Genomic DNA, 17,482 nt, shown 5'->3' with positions numbered 1-17,482 from the left:
TCCCGATGCACCTCGCCGGTCTCGCGTGGCCGGACGAGCCCGCCGGGCTGGAGGGGCACTCGGACGCCGACGTGGCGGCGCACGCGGCCTGCGACGCGCTCTTCTCGGCCGCCGGGCTGGGCGACCTCGGCAGCAACTTCGGGACCTCGGAGCCCGAGTGGGCCGGGGCCTCCGGCACGACGCTCCTCGCCGAGACGGCCCGCCGGCTGCGGGCCGAGGGCTGGGACATCGGCAACGTCGCCGTGCAGGTGATCGGCAACGTGCCGCGTCTCGGACCCCGTCGCGAAGAGGCAGCCGCCGCGCTCTCGGCCGCGGTGGGCGCGCCGGTGACGGTCTCGGCCACGACCACCGACGGGCTCGGCCTGACCGGACGCGGTGAAGGGGTGGCCGCGATCGCCACGGCGCTGGTCACCCGCTGATGCCGACCGCGGTCGTCATCCTCGCCGCCGGCTCGGGCAGCCGCGTGGGGGCCGAGGTCAACAAGGTGCTCCTCCCCCTGCGCGACGTGCCCGTGCTGGTGTGGTCGGTGCGCGACGCCCTCGCCCTCCCCGACGTACGACGCCTCGTGCTCGTCGTACGCCCGGAGGACCGCGCGGCCGTGGAGGCCGCGGTCGCGCCGCACCTGGGCGAGCGCGAGGTGCTCGTCGTCGACGGGGGCGCCACCCGCCACGCCTCGGAGTGGGCGGCGCTGCGCGTGCTCGCCGGCGACATCGAGTCGGGCGACGTCGACGTCGTGGTGGTCCACGACGGGGCACGGCCCCTGGCGGGCGTCGACCTCTGGCGCTCGGTCGTCGACGCAGCACGCGAGGTCGGCGGTGCCATCCCGGTCGTACCGGTCACCCAGCTCCTCCACGCGGACCTGACGCCGGTCACCGAGGCCGTGGGTGCGGTGCAGACGCCGCAGGCCTTCCGCGCCGGCGCAGTGCTGGCCGCCTACCGGGCCGCCGCCGAGGACGGCTTCGAGGGCACCGACACGGCCGCGTGCGTCTCGGCGTACGCCGACGTCCCGGTCGCCGCGGTCCCCGGGAGCGCGCTCAACCTCAAGGTCACCTTCCCCGAGGACGTCGCGCTGGCGCTGGAGCTCAGCCCCGCGCGTCGGTGAGGGTGCCGAGGAGGCGTACGTCGTCGGCGGACGTCACCCGACGACCCTCCGTGGGTGCGGGCAGGGTCTCGACCGGGTGCCCGGCAGCGGCCAGGTCGGCCACCGCCTGCGCGAGGTCGGACACCGGCCGCCGGGCGAGCGCCACGACGACACCGGCCGGGACGACCAGCGGCGAGGTGACCGCGAGCAGGCTGTCGCGGTCGAGGGTGTCACCCACCAGGCCGTCGGAGAGCGCCTTCACGGTGTCGGTCACCGGCCGCACGCCCACCACGGCGTGCCCCGAGGACCTGGCCTGCTCGATGCAGGCGGCGATGAAGTCCGGCGGCGTCATCGGGCACAGCGAGTCGTGCAGCACGAAGTCCTCGCCCGCCTCGGTGACCGCCTCCCAGACGACCGTGGCGTCGACGATGTCGACCCCGGCCTCGCCCAGCGCCCAGGCCGCGCACGCCACCAGGGCCTCACCGTGGATCAGGGTGAAGGGCAGCGAGCCACGGTCCTCGTCCAGGACCACGCCGAGACAGCGAGACCCCGCAGGATCATCTCCTGCGGGGTCGTGCCGGTGGTCGTCGAAGACGCTCAGGAGGCGAGCACCTCGTCGAGCATCGCCTCCGCCTTGTCCTCGTTGGTCTTCTCGGCCAGGGCCAGCTCGGAGACCAGGATCTGCCGCGCCTTGGCCAGCATCCGCTTCTCGCCGGCCGACAGCCCGCGGTCACGCTCCCGGCGCCAGAGGTCGCGGACGACCTCGGACACCTTCATCACGTCACCGGAGTGCAGCTTCTCGAGGTTGGCCTTGTAGCGGCGCGACCAGTTGGTCGGCTCCTCGACGTGCGCGGCGCGCAGCACGTCGAAGACGCGGTCGAGCCCTTCCTTGTCGACGACGTCACGGACGCCGACGAGGTCGAGGTTGCAGGCCGGCACGCGGACGACCAGGTCCTGCTGGGCGACGATCCGGAGAACGAGGTACTGCCGGTCCTCTCCCTTGATCGTCCGCATCTCGATGTCCTCGATGACAGCGGCCCCGTGATTGGGATAGACGACCGTTTCGCCAACGGTGAAAGTCATATGTTCAGTTCCCCTTCCTAGGTGACCATCCTAACACGGGTTCGAATCTCCTCCCGACGCGTTTGTGCAGGTCAGAGGGCACTTCCGGGCTTGACACATCGCCTCCTCCTGTGGTGCGACCAGGTCCGGGACGGGGTCTGGGACATACTGCGGCCCATGCCGACGACCCCGGCGCTGCTCCTCGTCCGTGCAGCGCACCCGCGCCAGGCCCTGGTCACCGCTGCGGCGCTCGGCACGGCGGCCGCCGTGTCCGGACGCCCCCTGCGCGAGGTCGGCCTGGTCCTCGTCACCGTGCTGGTCGGCCAGTCGATCCTGGGCTGGGCCGACGACCTCTCCGACCGGCGCCGCGACGCCCGGCACCGCCCCGACAAGCCGCTGAGCGGGGGCACGCTGGAGCCGGGGACGGTGTGGTTCGCGCTGACGTGCGCGGTGCTGCTCGTCGTACCCCTCGCCGTGGCCAACGGTCGCCTCGCCGGCGCAAGCTACCTCGCGCTGCTCGCGATCGCCGCGGTCGGCGACCGGCTGCTGCACGCCCGGACGACGTCGTTCGCACCCTGGATGGCGAGCTTCGCCCTCTACCCCGCGTTCCTGGCGTACGGCGGGTGGAACGGCGTCGGCACGACCACGCCGCCCACGCCCGTGATGACCGCACTCGCGGCGGCCCTCGGCCTGGGCGTCCACCTGCTCACCGCCCTGCCCGGTCTCGTCCACGACCACGAGGAGGGCGAGCGCTCGCTCCCCCTCGTGCTGGCACTGCGTACGGGCACCCCCCGGCTGCTGGTCGCGGCCGGCGTGTTCACGGGTCTCGTCGTGCTCGGGATGCTCGTCGCCGGGCGGACCGTCGGACTGACCTGAGCCGACGCTAGGCTGTGCGCCATGCAGCTCCGACCTCTCGTGACCGCCGCCGCGGTCCTCGCGCTCGCCGCTCCGCTGTCCTCCTGTGGCTTCGACTACGCCACCGAACGGGACTACACCCCGGCCAGTGGCGCCAACAACCGCGAGGGAGACGTCGACGTCCTCTCCGCGGTCGTCGTCTCGGCAGCCGAGGGCTCGGGCACGTTCGTGGCGTCGTTCTCGAACAACGACGCCGAGGAGGAGCAGACCTTCAGCGGCGTCTCCGGTGACGAGGGCACGTCGATCGAGGCGGCCGCCTTCGACCCGATCGAGATCCCCGCGGGCGGCCTGGTCAACCTCGCCGACCCTGCGGCCGACATCGTGCTGACCGGGGACTTCAAGGCGGGCGACGTCGTACCGCTCGCGATCGACTTCGGCAACGGCGAGCGGATCATGCTCAACGTGCCCGTCGTCTCCGACGACACCGGCTACTGGGAAGGCATGGACGCCTCATGACGTACACCCTGGTCCTGCTCCGCCACGGCGAGAGCGAGTGGAACGCCAAGAACCTGTTCACCGGCTGGGTCGACGTCGACCTGACCGAGAAGGGACGTGCCGAGGCGGTCCGCGGGGGCCAGCTGCTGGTCGAGGCGGGCCTGCTGCCCGACGTCGTCCACACCTCGCTCCAGCGTCGCGCCATCACCACGGCGCACCTGTCGCTCGACGCCGCCGACCGCCACTGGATCCCGGTGAGGCGCTCGTGGCGGCTCAACGAGCGCCACTACGGCGCGCTGCAGGGCAAGGACAAGAAGCAGACACTCGAGGAGTTCGGCGAGGAGCAGTTCATGCTCTGGCGCCGCTCGTTCGACACCCCGCCCCCGCCGATCGACGACTCCTCGGAGTTCTCCCAGGCGGGTGACCCCCGCTACGCCGACCTCGGCGAGGAGATGCCCCGCACGGAGTGCCTGAAGGACGTCATCGCGCGGTTCCTCCCCTACTGGGAGTCCGACATCGTCCCCGACCTGGAGGACGGGAAGACCGTCCTGGTCGCAGCGCACGGCAACAGCCTGCGGGCGCTCGTCAAGCACCTCGACGGCATCTCCGACGAGGACATCGCGGGGCTCAACATCCCGACCGGCATGCCGCTGGTCTACCGCCTCGACGACGACCTGCAGCCGACCGTCGCCGGGGGCGAGTACCTCGACCCCGAGGCCGCGGCGGAGGCCGCCGCGGCCGTCGCCAACCAGGGGCGCTGAGCGTCCATATCGCCACTCGAGCGGACCTGTGGTCGCTCGCGTCGCGATAGCGACCGCCCTGGCACTAGTGCACCGAAATGGCCGCTGGTGCACCGGTATGCCGGTGGTTGAGCGGCCATATGTCCGCTCGAGTCGCCAGATGGACGGGACCCGCCGGGGGGCCGGGGCGCGTCAGTCGCGGTTCGGCTGCTCGCCGGTGACCACGAAGACGACGCGGTTCGCCACCGACACGGAGTGGTCGGCGATCCGCTCGTAGTAGCGACCCAGCAGGGCGATGTCGACCGCGGCCTCGACGCCGTGCTGCCAGTCGGTGGAGAGCAGCTCGGTGAAGCTGCGGCGGCGCAGCTGGTCCATGATCTCGTCGTCGCGGCCCAGCTCGATCGCCGCCTCGACGTCGCGGTCGACGATGATGCCCCGCACCCGGCGCACCATGTCCTCGGCCGTCTCGGCCATCCGCTCCATCGTCGGGCGCAGCTCCTCGGGCACGGCGACGGACGGAACGCGCAGGCGCGCGATCTTGGCGACGTGGACGGAGAGGTCGCCCATCCGCTCGAGCTCGCTCACCATCCGCAGCGCCGAGACGATCATCCGCAGGTCGCCGGCGACCGGCTGCTGGAGCGAGAGCAGCTGGAAGGCAGTGTCGTCGACGCGCTCGCGGGCGGCGTCGATCGCCTTGTCGCCGCTGATCACCTGGTCGGCGGTGTGGACGTCGCCCGACATCAGCGCCTTGGTGGCCTCGCGGACTGCGACCTCGACCTGACCGCAGATGTCGGACAGGTCGGCGAAGATGCCGTCGAGCTGGTCATGGAAAGCCTCACGCATGAGGCGGACTGTAGGCACCCCAAGCAAACAGATATGGGTGCCCGATGAACGGCGCGTGAACACTCGGCGCTGCCGGTCCACCGGGGCCGGCGCCCCCGCCCCCATGCGTACGATGTGAGCGTGGATCCGACGATGCAGGCTGGTCTGGCCGCGATCATCGGGGCCATCGTGGCGGGCGGTGCGGTGCTCGCCTGGCACATCAGCGACCGCCAGCGGCACACCCTCCCCGAGGTTGAGGAGCCCGTCGTGCAGGCCGGTGTCGCCGCCGTCCTGAGCATCCTGCGATCGAGCGCCGTCGTCGTCGACGAGTCCGACCACGTGCTCAAGGCCTCGGCGCCGGCGTACGCCTTCGGGCTGGTGCGCGGCAACACGCTGGTCGTGCCCGAGCTGCTCGACCTCGTCGCGCAGGTGCGTCGCGACGGCCAGATCCGCGAGAGCGAGCTCGACCTGCCCGGCTCCGACGGTCGCTCCGTGCGCACGCTCACGGCCCGCGTCGCGCCGCTGGGCGCACGGCTGGTCCTGGCGCTGGTCGAGGACCGCACCCGCGAGCGGCGGGTCGAGGAGGTGCGTCGCGACTTCGTGGCCAACGTCAGCCACGAGCTCAAGACCCCGGTCGGGGCGATCCGGCTGCTCGCCGAGGCGGTCACCGACGCCTCCGACGACCCGGAGGCCGTCCAGCGCTTCGCCAACCGGATGCTCACCGAGAGCGACCGCCTCTCCAAGCTCGTCCAGCAGATCATCGAGCTCTCCCGGCTCCAGGGCCACGACCCGCTCGAGACCCCCGTCATGGTCGACCTCGACGCCGCGGTCGCCACCGCCGTCGACACGAGCGCCATGGACGCGGCCGCCAAGGAGATCACCGTCGAGTCCCGCGGGGAGCACGGCCTGGAGGTCTTCGGGTCGCAGGAGCAGATCGGTGCCGCGGTCAGCAACCTGGTGGCCAACGCGGTCGCCTACTCCGGCAACGGCTCACGCGTCGTCGTGACGACCCGCTCCCAGGGCGACCAGGTCCAGATCTCGGTGGTCGACCAGGGCATCGGCATCCCCTCCCACGAGATCGAGCGCATCTTCGAGCGGTTCTACCGCGTCGACCCGGCCCGCCACCGCTCCACCGGCGGCACCGGCCTCGGGCTCGCGATCGTCAAGCACGTGGCCGCCACGCACGGCGGCGACATCTCGGTCTGGTCGGTCGAGGGGCAGGGATCCACCTTCACGCTCACGCTCCCCCGCAACTCCGAGCCCGGGCAGGGCCACGGGCCCACCACCCCGGTCGAGGTCGTCGTGCCCGCACAGCCCGCCACCCCCGTGTCCCCACCACGCAGAACACAGCAGGAGACAACCAGATGACCCGCGTACTCGTCGTCGAGGACGAAGAGAGCTACAGCGACGCACTCGCCTACATGCTCCGCAAGGAGGGCTACGAGGTGGCGATCGCCGCCGACGGCAACACCGCCCTCACCGAGTTCGACCGGTTCGGCCCCGACATCGTGCTCCTCGACCTGATGCTGCCCGGCGTGCCCGGCACCGAGGTGTGCCGCCAGATCCGCCAGACCTCCTCGGTCCCGGTGATCATGGTCAGCGCCAAGGACGACGAGGTCGACAAGGTGGTCGGCCTCGAGCTGGGCGCCGACGACTACGTCACCAAACCCTACTCCCCCCGCGAGCTCGTCGCCCGGATCCGCGCCGTGCTGCGCCGCGGCCAGGAGCCCGAGCTGATGCCGGACACCCTCGAGGCCGGACCGGTGCGGATGGACGTGGAGCGCCACGTCGTCACCGTCGACGGCTCCGAGCAGCGGCTGCCGCTGAAGGAGTTCGAGCTCCTGGAGATGTTCCTCCGCAACCCGGGCCGGGTGCTGACCCGCGGCCAGCTGATCGACCGGGTCTGGGGCTCGGACTACGTCGGCGACACCAAGACCCTCGACGTGCACGTGAAGCGGCTGCGCGCCAAGCTCGAGCCCGACCCGAGCGAGCCGAAGTACCTCGTCACGGTCCGCGGGCTGGGCTACAAGCTCGATCTCTGAGCCCTGTCGCGATCACCGGTTACCCGGTGGTTCCTCGGGTTATCGACCGTTGCAACGGTCGACAACCTCAGCGGTCACCGGGTAACCGGTGATTGCCACGCGGCGGGATCTCGGTGGTCGACGTCCGAAAAGCGCTGGCGGTCGGTCATGACCGTACCTAGCCTTGACCCGTGACGATCACCCAGCAGCACCCCGGCGAGACCGCCGCTCCACCGACGTGGCTGCCGATGGTGGCCGGCGGCGTCACCCTGCTCATGTGGGCCTCGGCCTTCGTCGTCATCCGCCACGTGGCCCACGACGTCAGCCCCGGCGCGATCGGCACCGGGCGGCTGCTCGTCGCCGCGCTGGTCGTCCTCCCGCTCGTGCTGCGTCGTGGGTGGGTGCCCCCGACCCGTCGTGAGTGGGCGCTGCTCGCGCTCGGCGGCGTGGGCTGGTTCGGCGTCTACAACCTCACCCTCAACGCTGGTGAGCGCCACGTCGACGCCGGCACGGCGGCGATGATCATCCAGATCGGGCCGGTCATCGTCGCCCTGCTCGCGGTGCCGCTGTTCGGCGAGCGGCTGCACGGGTGGCTGCTGGCCGGCATGGTCGTGGGGTTCGCCGGGGTCGCCGTCATCGCCCGCGGCTCGTCGACCGATGCCGACGCCAGCGTGCTCGGCGTGGTGCTCGTGCTCGTCGCGGCGGCGATGTACGCCGTCGGCGTGCTGACGCAGAAGGTGCTGCTGCGCAGGCTGCCGTCGGTGCAGGTCGTCTTCGTGTCGTTCCTGATGGGCGCCGTGACGTGCCTGCCCTTCTCGGGCGACCTGCCGTCGATCGTCGCCGACGGTGGGTCCGAGCTGTGGTGGATCGTCTACCTCGGCGTCCTGCCGACGGCGGTCGCCTTCACGACCTGGGCCTACGCCCTGACCCACACCGACGCCGGCGCCCTGTCCCTCACGACCTTCCTCGTGCCCGGGATCGCGACGCTCATCGCCTGGCTGACGATCGACGAGGTGCCGCCGTCGCTGACCTTCGTCGGCGGGGCGCTGGCGATCGTCGGCGTGCTGATGACGCGCCGCAGGCCGGCGGCGCGCTGAGGCTCACTCCGGGCCGGAGCCGGCCTCGAGCCACCCGCGGAACGCCTCGAGGTTGCGGGTCGACTCCCCGCGGGAGATCCGCCACTCCCACTCCTTGCGGATGGAGGAGGCGAAACCGAGCTCGAGGATGGCGTTGAACGACTCGTCGGCGTTGGCCAGCACCGAGCCGAGGATCTTGTCGAGCTCGTCGTGGCTCACCGACGCCAGCGGCAGCCGCGCCTCGAGGTAGATGTCCCCGTGGCGGTCGACGGCGAACGAGACGGCGTACATCCGCAGGTTGCGCTCCAGCAGCCAGCGGTAGACCCGGGCGTGGTTCTCGTCGGGGTTGCGGCACACGAAGGCGTGCACACCCAGCGCGTGCGGCCCGACGTCGAGGCGCACAGGGGTCTGGAGCTTCTTCTCCCCCGGCAGGCTCAGCGAGAAGCTCGCGCCCTCTACGCCGTCCCGGTTCGTCTCCTGGTGCTCGATCTCGTTGTCGGCGAGGTAGGCGCGGACGGTCTCGACTGGGGTCACGACACCATCTCAGCACGCATCCGGCCGGCGGCCCGTGCGTAGGCCTCGAGCGTGCGCTCGGCGGTCCGCTCCCAGGAGAACTCCTGCGCGTGGGCGACGGCTCCCCTGCCGAGCCTGTCGACCAGCCCGGGGTCGTCGATGAGGCGGCGCAGGCTGGCGGCCCAGTCGCGGGGCTCGTGGGTGTCGACCAGCAGGCCGCTCACCCGGTCGCGCACGACGGTCGTCAGGCCGCCCACGGCCGCGGCCACGACGGGGGTGCCCGTGGCCTGGGCCTCGACGGCCACCAGGCCGAAGGACTCGTTGTAGGACGGCACCGCCACGGCGGTCGCGGCGGACGCCCAGACCGCCAGCTCGGTCTGGCTCACCGGCGGCACGAAACGTACGACGTCGCTGATGCCGAGGTCGCCGGCCAGGTCGGCCAGCGCCGTGGGGTGCTCGAGCCCGGAGCCGGACGGACCGCCCACGACGGGCACGACGAGGCGCCGGCGCAACGACGGGTCCTGCTCGAGCAGCACCTCGACGGCGCGCAGGAGCACGTCGGGCGCCTTGAGCGGCTGGATGCGGCCGGCGAACAGCAGCACCACCGCGTCGTCGGGCAGGCCCAGCCGGCGCCGGGCCTCATGACGCCCGTGCGGGGTGAAGACGGAGAGGTCGACGCCCGGGTGGATCACCTCGACGGCGTCGGGGCTGGCGTCGTAGAGGTCGACGAGCTGGCGCGCCTCGGTGTCGGTGTTGGCGACCAGCAGGTCGGCAGCCTCGACGACCTGTTCCTCGCCGATGACCCGCGAGACGGGCTCGGGCGTGTCGCCGTCGGCGAGCGCCTCGTTCTTGACCTTGGCCATGGTGTGCATCGAGTGCACGAGCGGGACGTTCCAGCGGTCCCGGGCGAGGGCGCCGACCTGCCCGGAGAGCCAGTAGTGGGAGTGGACGGCGTCGTAGTGGCCGAGCGGCTGCATCGCCTCGGCCCGCAGCACCTCGCGGGCGAACGTGCACAGCTGGCCGGGGAGCTCGCCCTTGGTCAGGCCCTCGAAGGGACCGGCGGCGACGTGGCGCACCAGGACCCCGTCGGCCGCCTCGACGACCTGGGGCAGGGCCGACGACGTGGCGCGGGTGAAGACGTCGACGGCGATGCCCTGCGCGGCGAGTCGCTTCGACAGCTCGATGACGTAGACGTTCATGCCCCCGGCGTCGCCCGTCCCCGGCTGGTCCAGGGGGGAGGTGTGCAGGCTGATCATGGCCACCCGCTCGCCCACGCTGTCTCCTTCGGTCGGGGTGCCGGACTTCTGGCACCTCCGGCACAACCAAGGACCGCGCCGCAGGATTCCCCACCGCCTCCGCAAGCGTGGGTCAGCGGGCGTGGGCGCCGGTGGCGCGCCCCGTGGCCCGGCCGCGACCGCGGGCCAGGGCGAGTCCACCGATGACGGCGGCCACGACGCCCCAGAAGCCGTCGTACCACGAGGTCCCGGCCGGTCGGAACGCCTCGATCATCGAGAGCGCGAGCAGGCCTGACGCCACGCCGACCACGACGCGCATCCCGACGGCGTCGCTCTTGACGAGCGTCGTGCCGAAGGCGCCCGCGGCGACGACCAGGCAGGTCAGGCCGACGAAGTGCAGGGTGCTGGAGAAGGGATCGTTGCCGCCGCCGAGCAGGGCGTGGACGATCAGCAGCAGACCACCCAGGAGCGCGGCGGAAGCGGAGAGCTTCACGAGGGGCATCCGGAGAGTGTGCCACGACACACCGCGAGGGCCCAGTCAGGTCTCGTCGGTGCCTTGGTGGAAGCGGGCCTGCCACTGCCCACCGGAGCGCACCCACAGCGTGCTGCGCAACGTCGAGCGCTCGGCGGTCGACGTACGCCACAGCAGCAGGATCGCGTCGGCCCCCACCCGGTCGACCGAGATCACCTCGACGTCCACCGGGCCGATCGGGCCGATCACGTCGAGCTGCTCCTCGCGGGTCCACAGCCGGCCCGACCGACCCACCTCCTGCCAGTCCGGGTGCAGCAGCGCGGCGACCGCGGCCCGGTCCGAGCGCACCTCGTCGGAGAGCAGGGAGCGCTCCATCGCGACCACGTGCTCCTCGTCGGTGAGCGCGGCGGCCTCCAGCTCCTCGGAGGAGAAGAGGTCGGGCTCGGGCTCGGTCTGCCCGACGCGGGCGGCCGGGTGCGCGATCGAGCTGTCGGGGATCCCGGGCCCCGGATCTGGCTCGCGCCCGTCGCGGTAAGCGACGGCGGCCGTGTTGGCGAGCCGGTCGGCGGCCTCGTTGAGCTCGTGGCCGGCGTGGCCCTTGACCCAGACGAAGTCCACGTCGCGGCCCTGCATCGCGGCGTCGAGGGCCTTGACCAGCTCGATGTTCATCACCGGCTTGCCGTCGCCCTTGCGCCAGCCGCGGCGCTTCCAGCCGGCCATCCACTTGGTGATGGTGTTGATGACGTACTGGCTGTCGCAGTAGACGCGCAGCTCCTCGTCGAGGTGCGCGGTCTGCTGGAGGAGGTCCAGCACCGCCATCAGCTCGCCCATGTTGTTGGTGCCGTGGGGCCAGCCGCCCGACGCCCAGCAGGTGTCGTCGACGTACCACGCCCACCCTGCCGGACCGGGGTTCCCGAGGGCCGAACCGTCTGCCGCCGCGATGATCACCGGGACATCTTGGCAGGATGGGCGCATGAGCCACGACGAGACCCAGCCCCGCACCGCCGTCGTCACCGGAGCCTCGAGCGGCATCGGCGCGGCCACCGCCCGCGCACTCGCCCAGGAGGGCTTCCGGGTGGTGTGCGCCGCCCGTCGCACGGAGCGGATCGAGGAGCTCGCAGCGGAGATCGGCGGCGTCGCCGTGACCTGCGACATCAGCGACCCCGACTCGGTGGCCGCCCTCGCCGCGGCCGTACCCACCTGCCACGTCCTGGTCAACAACGCGGGCGGCGCCGTCGGCGTCGACCGGGTGGAGGACGCCGACCTCGACGGCTGGCGCTGGATGTACGACGTCAACGTCCTCGGGCTGGTGCGCGTCACCCAGGCGCTGCTGCCCGCCCTCCGGGCGAGCGGCGACGGCGTGATCGTCAACGTCGGGTCGACGGCCGGCCGGTGGGCCTACGAGGGGGGCGCCGGCTACACCGCCGCCAAGCACGGCGTGAAGGTCGTCACCGAGACCCTGCGGCTCGAGCTCAACGGCGAGCCGATCCGGATCACCGAGGTGGCTCCGGGGATGGTGCGCACCGACGAGTTCTCGCTGGTGCGGTTCGGCGGCGACCAGGCCAAGGCCGACGCCGTCTACGCCGGGGTGGACCAGCCGCTGCTGGCCGAGGACGTCGCCGACGCGATCGCGTGGGTCGCCACCCGGCCCTCCCACGTCGACATCGACGAGCTGGTCATCAAGCCGCGCGCCCAAGCAGCGGCACACAAGGTGCACAGGTCCTGAGACATGGAAGACTGCCGCGCGTGAAGACCATCGGACTCGTGGGCGGGATGAGCTGGGAGAGCAGCGCGGTCTACTACCGCGACCTCAACCTAGGGATGCGCGAGCGGCTGGGCGGCCTGTCCTCGCCCAAGCTGGCGCTGACCACGGTCGACTTCGCCGAGGTCACCCACCTCGAGGACGACGAGCGCTGGGACCAGGTCGGCACGCTGCTGGCCGAGGCGGCCCGCGGCGTCGAGCGCGCCGGCGCCGACTTCCTGCTGCTGTGCACGACCACGTTCCACAAGGTCGCAGACCAGGTCGAGGAAGCCGTCGACATCCCGGTGCTGCACCTCGCCGACGTCGTGGCCGAGGCGGTCAAGGCCTCGGGCATCGAGACGGTGGGCCTGATCGGCACCAAGGTCGCGATGTCGGAGTCGTTCTTCGTCGACCGGCTTCAGAGCCACGGCCTGCACGTCATCGTGCCCGACGCGCGCCACCACGACTTCCTCAACGACGCGATCTACGAGGAGCTCGTCCACGGCGTCGTGCTCCCCCGCACCCGCAGCCGGGTCGTGTCGATCATCGAGGAGCTCTGGGACGCAGGTGCCGGGGGCGTGCTGCTCGGCTGCACCGAGCTCGAGCTGCTGGTCAAGCAGGCCGACGTCGAGATCCCGGTCTTCCCGTGCACCACGCTGCACGTGCAGGCGGCGCTGGACGAGGCGCTCGCCTGACGGTCCACCCATGACCGGTCAGAGGGGAACCCCGCGGGCGGTCGCGAGCCAGCGCAGGGCCGTCCATGCCTGTCCGCGCAGGTCGGTGGCACCGGCCTCGGGCGGCAGCGCGACCTTCAGCACCTGCGACCGCGCGCCCTCGCTGCTCACCAGCAGCTCGCGCATGGCCAGCGCGATGCCCTCGCCCTGCTCCTGCTGGGGCAGCTCCCACGACGTCACCGGCTGCCACGACGGGTACGCGGCGAGGTGGGCGGTCGAGTAGGTCCGCATCACCACGCCTCCCCCGCCCGGCAGGAACGTGGCGTCGGTGACCATGCCCGGCGCCTCGCCGACCTCCGTCAACCGGTTGGGCCGGTCACTGCGCAGCCGCAGCGGGGCGGCGTACACGGTGCCGGCGAAGACACCCTTGGTGATCACGAAGAGCTGGCCCGTGAGCGGGTGGCGGACCAGTGCCTCGGCGTCACGGGGGCCGTCGGGATAGACCAGCTCGTAGGCGTCCGGGTCCGCGGCGACGTCCTCGGGGCCGACCGGCACCCGCAGCACCTCGACGAAGTCGCGGACGTGGCGGTTGTCCCCGATGTCGCCCACCCAGACGTGGCCCGGGCCGGCGGGGGCGAGGGCCTCCACGTCCACGGCATCCTGCGTCCACGAGGTCACGCCCACCGTGCTGCCGGAGCCGACGTCGACGGTGAACACCCGGCCCGTGTCGCCCGAGTCGTTGGTGGTGACCACGAGCGCACCGGTCGTGGTGACGGGCAGGACGACCAGCCCGCTGGACTCGACGATGTCCGGGTCGGTGAACCGGAAGGCGGGCTGTTCTGCGCTGCCGGCCCCGGCCGCGGCACCGAGGAGGAAGGGCAGGGCGATGCAGACCCCGACGGCGACTCGTCGGGCCTCAGGCATGCCCGTGCCGCTGCTCCAGCAGCTGCCCGAGCCTGGGACGTACGTCCCACGCGGCCAGCAGCGCGTCGTACTCCCTCGCCGCGTCGTCGCCGGCGGCGCCGGTGCGGACCGCGCGCAGCAGCGTGTTGCGGGGCGTGTGGGCGCTCTCGACGAACTCGACGACGTCGACCCGGTAGCCCTCACGACGCAGCAGCGAGGCGCGCAGGGCGTCGGTGAGGGTGTCGGCGAACCGCTCGCGCAGGATGCCGTAGCGGGTGAGCATGGCGTAGGGCTCGGGCGTCTTCGCGGTGCGCAGCTGGGCGGCGATGTCGTGGTGGCAGCACGGCGCCGCGAGCACGAGCGAGGCCCCCCACTCCAGTGCCCGGGCGAGCGCGTCGTCGGTGGCGGTGTCGCAGGCGTGCAGGGCCAGGACCACGTCGGGCGCGCGGTCGAGTCGCGCGTCGGCGATGGAGCCGACGACGAAGTCCGCGTCGATGCCGAGCCCCGCGGCGACCTGCGAGTTGTGGTCGGCCGACTGCTGCTTCACGTCGACGCCGGTCATCCGGACGGGCAGCCGACGGCTGAGGAACGCGTGGGCGGCGAAGGTCAGGTAGGCGTTGCCGCAGCCGAGGTCCGCGATCCGCAGCGGGTCGTCCGCGGTGGGCGTGCGCACCTGGCCCTGGGCCATGGCCTCGGCGAGGCTGGCGTCCAGCAGCCGGAGGAACTCCTCGACCTGCCGGTACTTGGCCTGGCGGGTCGGCTTCACCCGGCCGTGCGCGTCGCTGATGCCCAGTGCGACCAGGACCGGGTCGTCCTCGGCGAGCAGCCGGTCCTTGGCCCGGTCGTGCTCGCGCGCCACCTCCACGTCCTCGGAGCGCACGGAGGTGTGCAGCATCGGCACGCCCTTCTTCGTCACCCGCAGCTGGTGCGTCTCGCCGGCGGTGTCGACGTGCCAGTTGGCGAACGGCTGGGCGAGCAGCGCGTCCACCGCGGCCTCGGCATCCTCACCGATCGCATGGTTGGTGGTGTGCGCCTGCGTCTCGTCGTACGACGTCACCTGCAGGTGGCGACCCGCCTTGAGGTCGACGACCCGGACCTCGACGCGCCGCACCTCGCGTCCCTCGACCACCGGCGCCGGCTGTCCCTTGCGCCGACCGCTGGCCAGGGCCCGCACCAGCTGGTCGGCGTCGAGCACGGCCGCACGCACGCGCGCCCACGCGTCCGTCGTCACAGGACCGCGGCGAGGACGACGATGAGGATGAGGGCCCCCAGCGCCACCGGGATGACGAGTCGGCGGTGGCGGGGGTTCATGCCTCCATCCTAGTGAGGCGGTGCTCAGACCGCCGACCGGCGCAGGTCCGTACGGGCGTGACCACCTCCGCCCGTCGGCGCCCCTACCCCTCGAGGGTGGCGGCATACGACGTCGAATCCGCGACCCTGGCGGCACCCGACATGTCCAAAGGCTCGAAACCGGTCGTATGCCGCCACCCTGGACGGCGGCCATGTCGTATGCCGCCACCCTGGGCGACAGCCATGTCGTGTGCCGCCACCCTGGACGGCGGCCATGTCGTGTGCCGCCACCCTCTAGGAGCGCGTCACCAGTGCTCGAGCGACCTCGTGAACACGGTGGCGAGGTCGTCGGCCGTCACGTCGATGGGGGCCGTGGCGAGCAACCGCTGCTGCTTGAGCGCGCCCTCGACCAGGTCGTCCACGTCGGAGCTGTCGTAGCCGATCTCCGCGAGGCCACTGGGCAGGCCGACGTCACGCATCAGCCCGCGCAGCACGTCGGGCAGCGCCTCGGGGCCGGCCACGGACGAGGAGGGGCCACCCAGGAGCTCCGCGGCGCGGAGGTGGCGCTCGGGCGAGGCCTCGAAGGTCAGCGCGAAGGCGGCCGGTGCCGTCATCACCACCGCCATGCCGTGCGGCACGATCGGCTCGTCGGCCGGATATCCCTCGGGGCGGTAGTCCCGCACCCGGCCGGCGATCGGGTAGGCGCAGGCGTGCGGCACGTGGACGCCGGCGTTGCCGAAGCCCAGCCCGGCGAAGGTCGCCGCCAGCGCCATCTGCTCGCGCGCCTCGCCGTCCGACCCGTCGCGCACGGCCCGGCGGAAGGCGCCCGCGAGCAGCGACATGGCCTTCTCCGACCACATGTCGGCGATCGGGTTGGCACCGCAGTAGGGCACGCGCTGCTCGGGCCGCTTGGCGTCGAAGTCGCCGAACCAGCGCGCGGTCCAGCTCTCGAGCGCGTGGCAGAGGATGTCCATCCCGCACGACGCGGTCACCATGGCCGGTTGGGTCATGGTGAGGTCCGGGTCGACGACGGCGAGGGTGGGTCGCAGCCGGGCGTGGGAGATGCCGGTCTTGACCTTCAGCGCCAGGACGTCGAGGACGCAGATGGTCGTCGACTCCGCGCCCGTGCCGGTGGTGGTGGGCACCGCCACCAGGGGCAGCAGCGGGTGCTCCGGCGGGCGGCCGCCGCCGACCGGCGCGTTGACGTAGTCCATGAGCGAGCCCGAGTTGGTGAGCAGCAGGTCGACGGCCTTGGCGGTGTCGATGGCCGAGCCGCCGCCGACCGCGACGACGGCGTCGAACGGCCCGGCGTCCCTGGCGAAGGCGATGGCCTCCTCCATCGACGCGTCCGTCGGCTCCACGCGCGCACCGGCGAACACGGTCACGTCCAGCCCCTGCGACCCCATCGCCGCGGCGATCCGCGTCGGGTGTCCCGTCGCGGCCACACCGGGGTCGGTGACGAGCAGGACCCGCCGGGCCGCGCCCCCGGCGGTGGCGACGAGCTGCCGGACGTCCCAGCCGATCTCGTTGCTGGCACCACGACCGAACTTCAGGCCGGGCGCGGCGTAGGTGAAGACGGACTCAGTCACGGGTGCCTCCCAGGGCGTGGCGCACGAGGTCGAGCACCTCGACCTCGCCCGACTCGATGTCGTGGAGCGGCACCCACGCGGCGGCCTCGGTGGTGCCGTCGACCTCCAGCACGCGCGGCTCGCCGTCGCCGACCGTGGCGCTGAAGAGCAGGTGGACGCCGTGGTAGTCCTCGATGCGGCCCGACGGCGCGTTGCCGAAGAAGTGGGTGTCGTGGACGCCGACGAGGCCCGTCACCTCGCACGGCAGGCCGCACTCCTCCTCGACCTCGCGCGCCAGCGCGACCGCGGGGTGCTCGCCGTGGTCCACGCCTCCGCCGGGAAGGGTCCACCTCCCCGGGTGCGCCGCCCGCGTCGAGAGCTGGGTGAGCAGCACGTCGCCGCCGCGTCGCACGACGGCGTACGCCGCCACCCGCTGCAGCCGGAAGGGCAGGTGGTCGACCAGCGCCTCGGTGACCAGCCCCGCGACCGGGACCGTCCCCGAGACCACGTCCTCGAGCGGCTTCCACGCGGCCTCGGCCGTGGAGCCGTCGACCTCGACCACCCGTGGGGTCGGAGCGTTCGGCGCGACCCAGCCGTCGTAGACGATGCGGATCGCGTGGGCGTCGACGAGCAGCCCGTCACGCGAGGCGCGCGGGAGGTGGGAGCTGTAGACGTGGGCCGTCTCGCCCACCGTCGCGTCGAGCCCGGTCTCCTCGTGGATCTCGCGGATCACCGCGGTGCGGGGGTCCTCGCCGTGGTCGAGCCCACCGCCCGGGAGCGTCCAGAGCTCGGTGCGCGAGACCCTGCGCGACAGGCGGCTCAGGAGGACCTCGACGCGTCCGTCGCGCTCGCGCAGCATCACGGCGTACGCACCCACGCGCTGGCGCCTCGGCAGGGATCCCATGTCCACAACCTAGTGAAGTACGGTGAGCGC

The 17,482-nt window shown here is 72.4% G+C and carries 21 protein-coding genes; 10 read left to right on the top strand and 11 right to left on the bottom strand.

The genetic code is table 11. From position 1 onward, the window contains the following. Positions 1-5 precede the first annotated feature (5 nt). Positions 6-419, top strand: coding sequence for a 2-C-methyl-D-erythritol 2,4-cyclodiphosphate synthase (gene ispF, locus ACS3YM_RS01410; protein WP_439939815.1), 414 nt, complete (start codon positions 6-8; stop codon positions 417-419). Next, positions 419-1,102: an IspD/TarI family cytidylyltransferase gene (locus ACS3YM_RS01405; protein ID WP_439938260.1), complete on the top strand. Its 684-nt coding sequence runs from the start codon at positions 419-421 to the stop codon at positions 1,100-1,102. Before ispF ends, ACS3YM_RS01405 begins: the two co-directional genes overlap by 1 nt. On the opposite strand, the gene ACS3YM_RS01400 is transcribed toward ACS3YM_RS01405, so the two are convergent. Then, on the bottom strand, positions 1,083-1,613 hold the full coding sequence (locus tag ACS3YM_RS01400) for a 2-C-methyl-D-erythritol 4-phosphate cytidylyltransferase (protein ID WP_439938259.1): 531 nt from the start codon (positions 1,611-1,613) through the stop codon (positions 1,083-1,085). The genes ACS3YM_RS01405 and ACS3YM_RS01400 overlap by 20 nt on opposite strands. 65 nt (positions 1,614-1,678) lie before the next feature. Next, positions 1,679-2,164 (bottom strand): CarD family transcriptional regulator, encoded by a 486-nt coding sequence (locus ACS3YM_RS01395; protein WP_056602200.1) that lies wholly within the window; start codon positions 2,162-2,164, stop codon positions 1,679-1,681. Positions 2,165-2,320: 156 nt separating this feature from the next. Here ACS3YM_RS01395 and ACS3YM_RS01390 point away from each other — a divergent pair, with 156 nt between their 5' ends. From ACS3YM_RS01390 to ACS3YM_RS01380, 3 genes are read left to right on the top strand one after another with little or no spacing between them, the layout of a single operon-like run. Next, positions 2,321-3,019: a UbiA family prenyltransferase gene (locus tag ACS3YM_RS01390; RefSeq protein ID WP_439938258.1), complete on the top strand. Its 699-nt coding sequence runs from the start codon at positions 2,321-2,323 to the stop codon at positions 3,017-3,019. 21 nt (positions 3,020-3,040) lie between these two features. Beyond that, the gene (locus ACS3YM_RS01385) at positions 3,041-3,514 is read left to right on the top strand and encodes a hypothetical protein (RefSeq protein WP_439938257.1); all 474 of its coding nucleotides are present in this window, start codon (positions 3,041-3,043) and stop codon (positions 3,512-3,514) included. Next, on the top strand, positions 3,511-4,254 hold the full coding sequence (locus ACS3YM_RS01380; RefSeq protein ID WP_439938256.1) for a phosphoglyceromutase: 744 nt from the start codon (positions 3,511-3,513) through the stop codon (positions 4,252-4,254). The genes ACS3YM_RS01385 and ACS3YM_RS01380 overlap by 4 nt, the downstream gene beginning before the upstream one ends. A gap of 171 nt (positions 4,255-4,425) precedes the next feature. Here the strand turns inward: ACS3YM_RS01380 and phoU are convergent, their stop codons facing one another. Continuing rightward, positions 4,426-5,076 carry a phosphate signaling complex protein PhoU gene (gene phoU, locus ACS3YM_RS01375; protein WP_439938255.1) on the bottom strand — a complete coding sequence of 217 codons (651 nt, stop codon included), beginning with the start codon at positions 5,074-5,076 and terminating at the stop codon, positions 4,426-4,428. Between the two features lie 120 nt (positions 5,077-5,196). On the opposite strand from phoU, the gene ACS3YM_RS01370 reads away from it, so the two are divergent. The 3 genes from ACS3YM_RS01370 (at position 5,197) to ACS3YM_RS01360 (ending at position 8,173) form a co-directional block, all read left to right on the top strand. After that, positions 5,197-6,423 carry a sensor histidine kinase gene (locus ACS3YM_RS01370; RefSeq protein WP_439938254.1) on the top strand — a complete coding sequence of 409 codons (1,227 nt, stop codon included), beginning with the start codon at positions 5,197-5,199 and terminating at the stop codon, positions 6,421-6,423. Continuing rightward, positions 6,420-7,097 carry a response regulator gene (locus ACS3YM_RS01365; protein WP_439938253.1) on the top strand — a complete coding sequence of 226 codons (678 nt, stop codon included), beginning with the start codon at positions 6,420-6,422 and terminating at the stop codon, positions 7,095-7,097. The genes ACS3YM_RS01370 and ACS3YM_RS01365 overlap by 4 nt, the downstream gene beginning before the upstream one ends. Positions 7,098-7,267: 170 nt before the next feature. Continuing rightward, a complete protein-coding gene (locus tag ACS3YM_RS01360) occupies positions 7,268-8,173 on the top strand; it encodes a DMT family transporter (RefSeq protein ID WP_439938252.1) in 906 nt (301 codons plus the stop codon). 3 nt (positions 8,174-8,176) lie between these two features. On the opposite strand, the gene ACS3YM_RS01355 is transcribed toward ACS3YM_RS01360, so the two are convergent. The 4 genes from ACS3YM_RS01355 to ACS3YM_RS01340 all read right to left on the bottom strand — a co-directional run bounded on the left by ACS3YM_RS01355 (position 8,177) and on the right by ACS3YM_RS01340 (position 11,320). Then, positions 8,177-8,686 carry a YbjN domain-containing protein gene (locus tag ACS3YM_RS01355; RefSeq protein ID WP_439938251.1) on the bottom strand — a complete coding sequence of 170 codons (510 nt, stop codon included), beginning with the start codon at positions 8,684-8,686 and terminating at the stop codon, positions 8,177-8,179. Further along, entirely contained in the window at positions 8,683-9,939 is a 1,257-nt protein-coding gene (mshA, locus tag ACS3YM_RS01350; protein WP_439938250.1) for a D-inositol-3-phosphate glycosyltransferase, read from the bottom strand. Before mshA ends, ACS3YM_RS01355 begins: the two co-directional genes overlap by 4 nt. A 94-nt stretch (positions 9,940-10,033) precedes the next feature. Next, positions 10,034-10,402 (bottom strand): hypothetical protein, encoded by a 369-nt coding sequence (locus ACS3YM_RS01345; RefSeq protein ID WP_439938249.1) that lies wholly within the window; start codon positions 10,400-10,402, stop codon positions 10,034-10,036. Positions 10,403-10,438: 36 nt separating this feature from the next. Then, on the bottom strand, positions 10,439-11,320 hold the full coding sequence (locus tag ACS3YM_RS01340; protein WP_439938248.1) for an RNase H family protein: 882 nt from the start codon (positions 11,318-11,320) through the stop codon (positions 10,439-10,441). A 25-nt stretch (positions 11,321-11,345) separates the two neighbouring features. Between ACS3YM_RS01340 and ACS3YM_RS01335 the strand changes: the two genes are divergently transcribed. Both ACS3YM_RS01335 and ACS3YM_RS01330 read left to right on the top strand, forming a co-directional pair. Continuing rightward, complete coding sequence (locus tag ACS3YM_RS01335; RefSeq protein ID WP_439938247.1) at positions 11,346-12,098, top strand: SDR family NAD(P)-dependent oxidoreductase; 753 nt, start codon at positions 11,346-11,348, stop codon at positions 12,096-12,098. A 20-nt stretch (positions 12,099-12,118) separates the two neighbouring features. Next, complete coding sequence (locus tag ACS3YM_RS01330) at positions 12,119-12,808, top strand: aspartate/glutamate racemase family protein (protein WP_439938246.1); 690 nt, start codon at positions 12,119-12,121, stop codon at positions 12,806-12,808. Positions 12,809-12,826: 18 nt separating this feature from the next. Here the strand turns inward: ACS3YM_RS01330 and ACS3YM_RS01325 are convergent, their stop codons facing one another. The 4 genes from ACS3YM_RS01325 to ACS3YM_RS01310 form a co-directional block, all read right to left on the bottom strand. Continuing rightward, a complete protein-coding gene (locus tag ACS3YM_RS01325) occupies positions 12,827-13,711 on the bottom strand; it encodes a hypothetical protein (RefSeq protein ID WP_439938245.1) in 885 nt (294 codons plus the stop codon). After that, positions 13,704-14,921: a class I SAM-dependent methyltransferase gene (locus ACS3YM_RS01320; RefSeq protein WP_439938244.1), complete on the bottom strand. Its 1,218-nt coding sequence runs from the start codon at positions 14,919-14,921 to the stop codon at positions 13,704-13,706. Before ACS3YM_RS01320 ends, ACS3YM_RS01325 begins: the two co-directional genes overlap by 8 nt. A 364-nt stretch (positions 14,922-15,285) precedes the next feature. Beyond that, positions 15,286-16,569: a hydroxyacid-oxoacid transhydrogenase gene (locus ACS3YM_RS01315; protein WP_439938243.1), complete on the bottom strand. Its 1,284-nt coding sequence runs from the start codon at positions 16,567-16,569 to the stop codon at positions 15,286-15,288. Beyond that, positions 16,562-17,452, bottom strand: coding sequence for an NUDIX domain-containing protein (locus tag ACS3YM_RS01310; protein WP_439938242.1), 891 nt, complete (start codon positions 17,450-17,452; stop codon positions 16,562-16,564). The genes ACS3YM_RS01315 and ACS3YM_RS01310 overlap by 8 nt, the downstream gene beginning before the upstream one ends. Between the last annotated feature and the right edge of the window lie 30 nt (positions 17,453-17,482).

Origin of the sequence: Nocardioides sp. N13(2025) (assembly GCF_051912545.1) — a bacterium.
Taxonomy (GTDB): Bacteria; Actinomycetota; Actinomycetes; order Propionibacteriales; family Nocardioidaceae; genus Nocardioides.
This window is presented reverse-complemented; position numbering and strand designations above follow the sequence as displayed.

Bases quoted from the DNA above. Each gene is read 5' to 3' on its own strand.
- ACS3YM_RS01345 (WP_439938249.1), bottom strand. From the start codon at position 10,402: ATGCCCCTCGTGAAGCTCTCCGCTTCCGCCGCGCTCCTGGGTGGTCTG.
- ACS3YM_RS01365 (WP_439938253.1), top strand. From the start codon at position 6,420: ATGACCCGCGTACTCGTCGTCGAGGACGAAGAGAGCTACAGCGACGCA.
- ACS3YM_RS01385 (WP_439938257.1), top strand. From the start codon at position 3,041: ATGCAGCTCCGACCTCTCGTGACCGCCGCCGCGGTCCTCGCGCTCGCC.
- ACS3YM_RS01325 (WP_439938245.1), bottom strand. From the start codon at position 13,711: ATGCCTGAGGCCCGACGAGTCGCCGTCGGGGTCTGCATCGCCCTGCCC.
- ACS3YM_RS01405 (WP_439938260.1), top strand. From the start codon at position 419: ATGCCGACCGCGGTCGTCATCCTCGCCGCCGGCTCGGGCAGCCGCGTG.
- ACS3YM_RS01380 (WP_439938256.1), top strand. From the start codon at position 3,511: ATGACGTACACCCTGGTCCTGCTCCGCCACGGCGAGAGCGAGTGGAAC.
- ACS3YM_RS01390 (WP_439938258.1), top strand. From the start codon at position 2,321: ATGCCGACGACCCCGGCGCTGCTCCTCGTCCGTGCAGCGCACCCGCGC.
- ispF (WP_439939815.1), top strand. From the start codon at position 6: ATGCACCTCGCCGGTCTCGCGTGGCCGGACGAGCCCGCCGGGCTGGAG.
- ACS3YM_RS01395 (WP_056602200.1), bottom strand. From the start codon at position 2,164: ATGACTTTCACCGTTGGCGAAACGGTCGTCTATCCCAATCACGGGGCC.
- ACS3YM_RS01335 (WP_439938247.1), top strand. From the start codon at position 11,346: ATGAGCCACGACGAGACCCAGCCCCGCACCGCCGTCGTCACCGGAGCC.
- ACS3YM_RS01310 (WP_439938242.1), bottom strand. From the start codon at position 17,452: ATGGGATCCCTGCCGAGGCGCCAGCGCGTGGGTGCGTACGCCGTGATG.
- phoU (WP_439938255.1), bottom strand. From the start codon at position 5,076: ATGCGTGAGGCTTTCCATGACCAGCTCGACGGCATCTTCGCCGACCTG.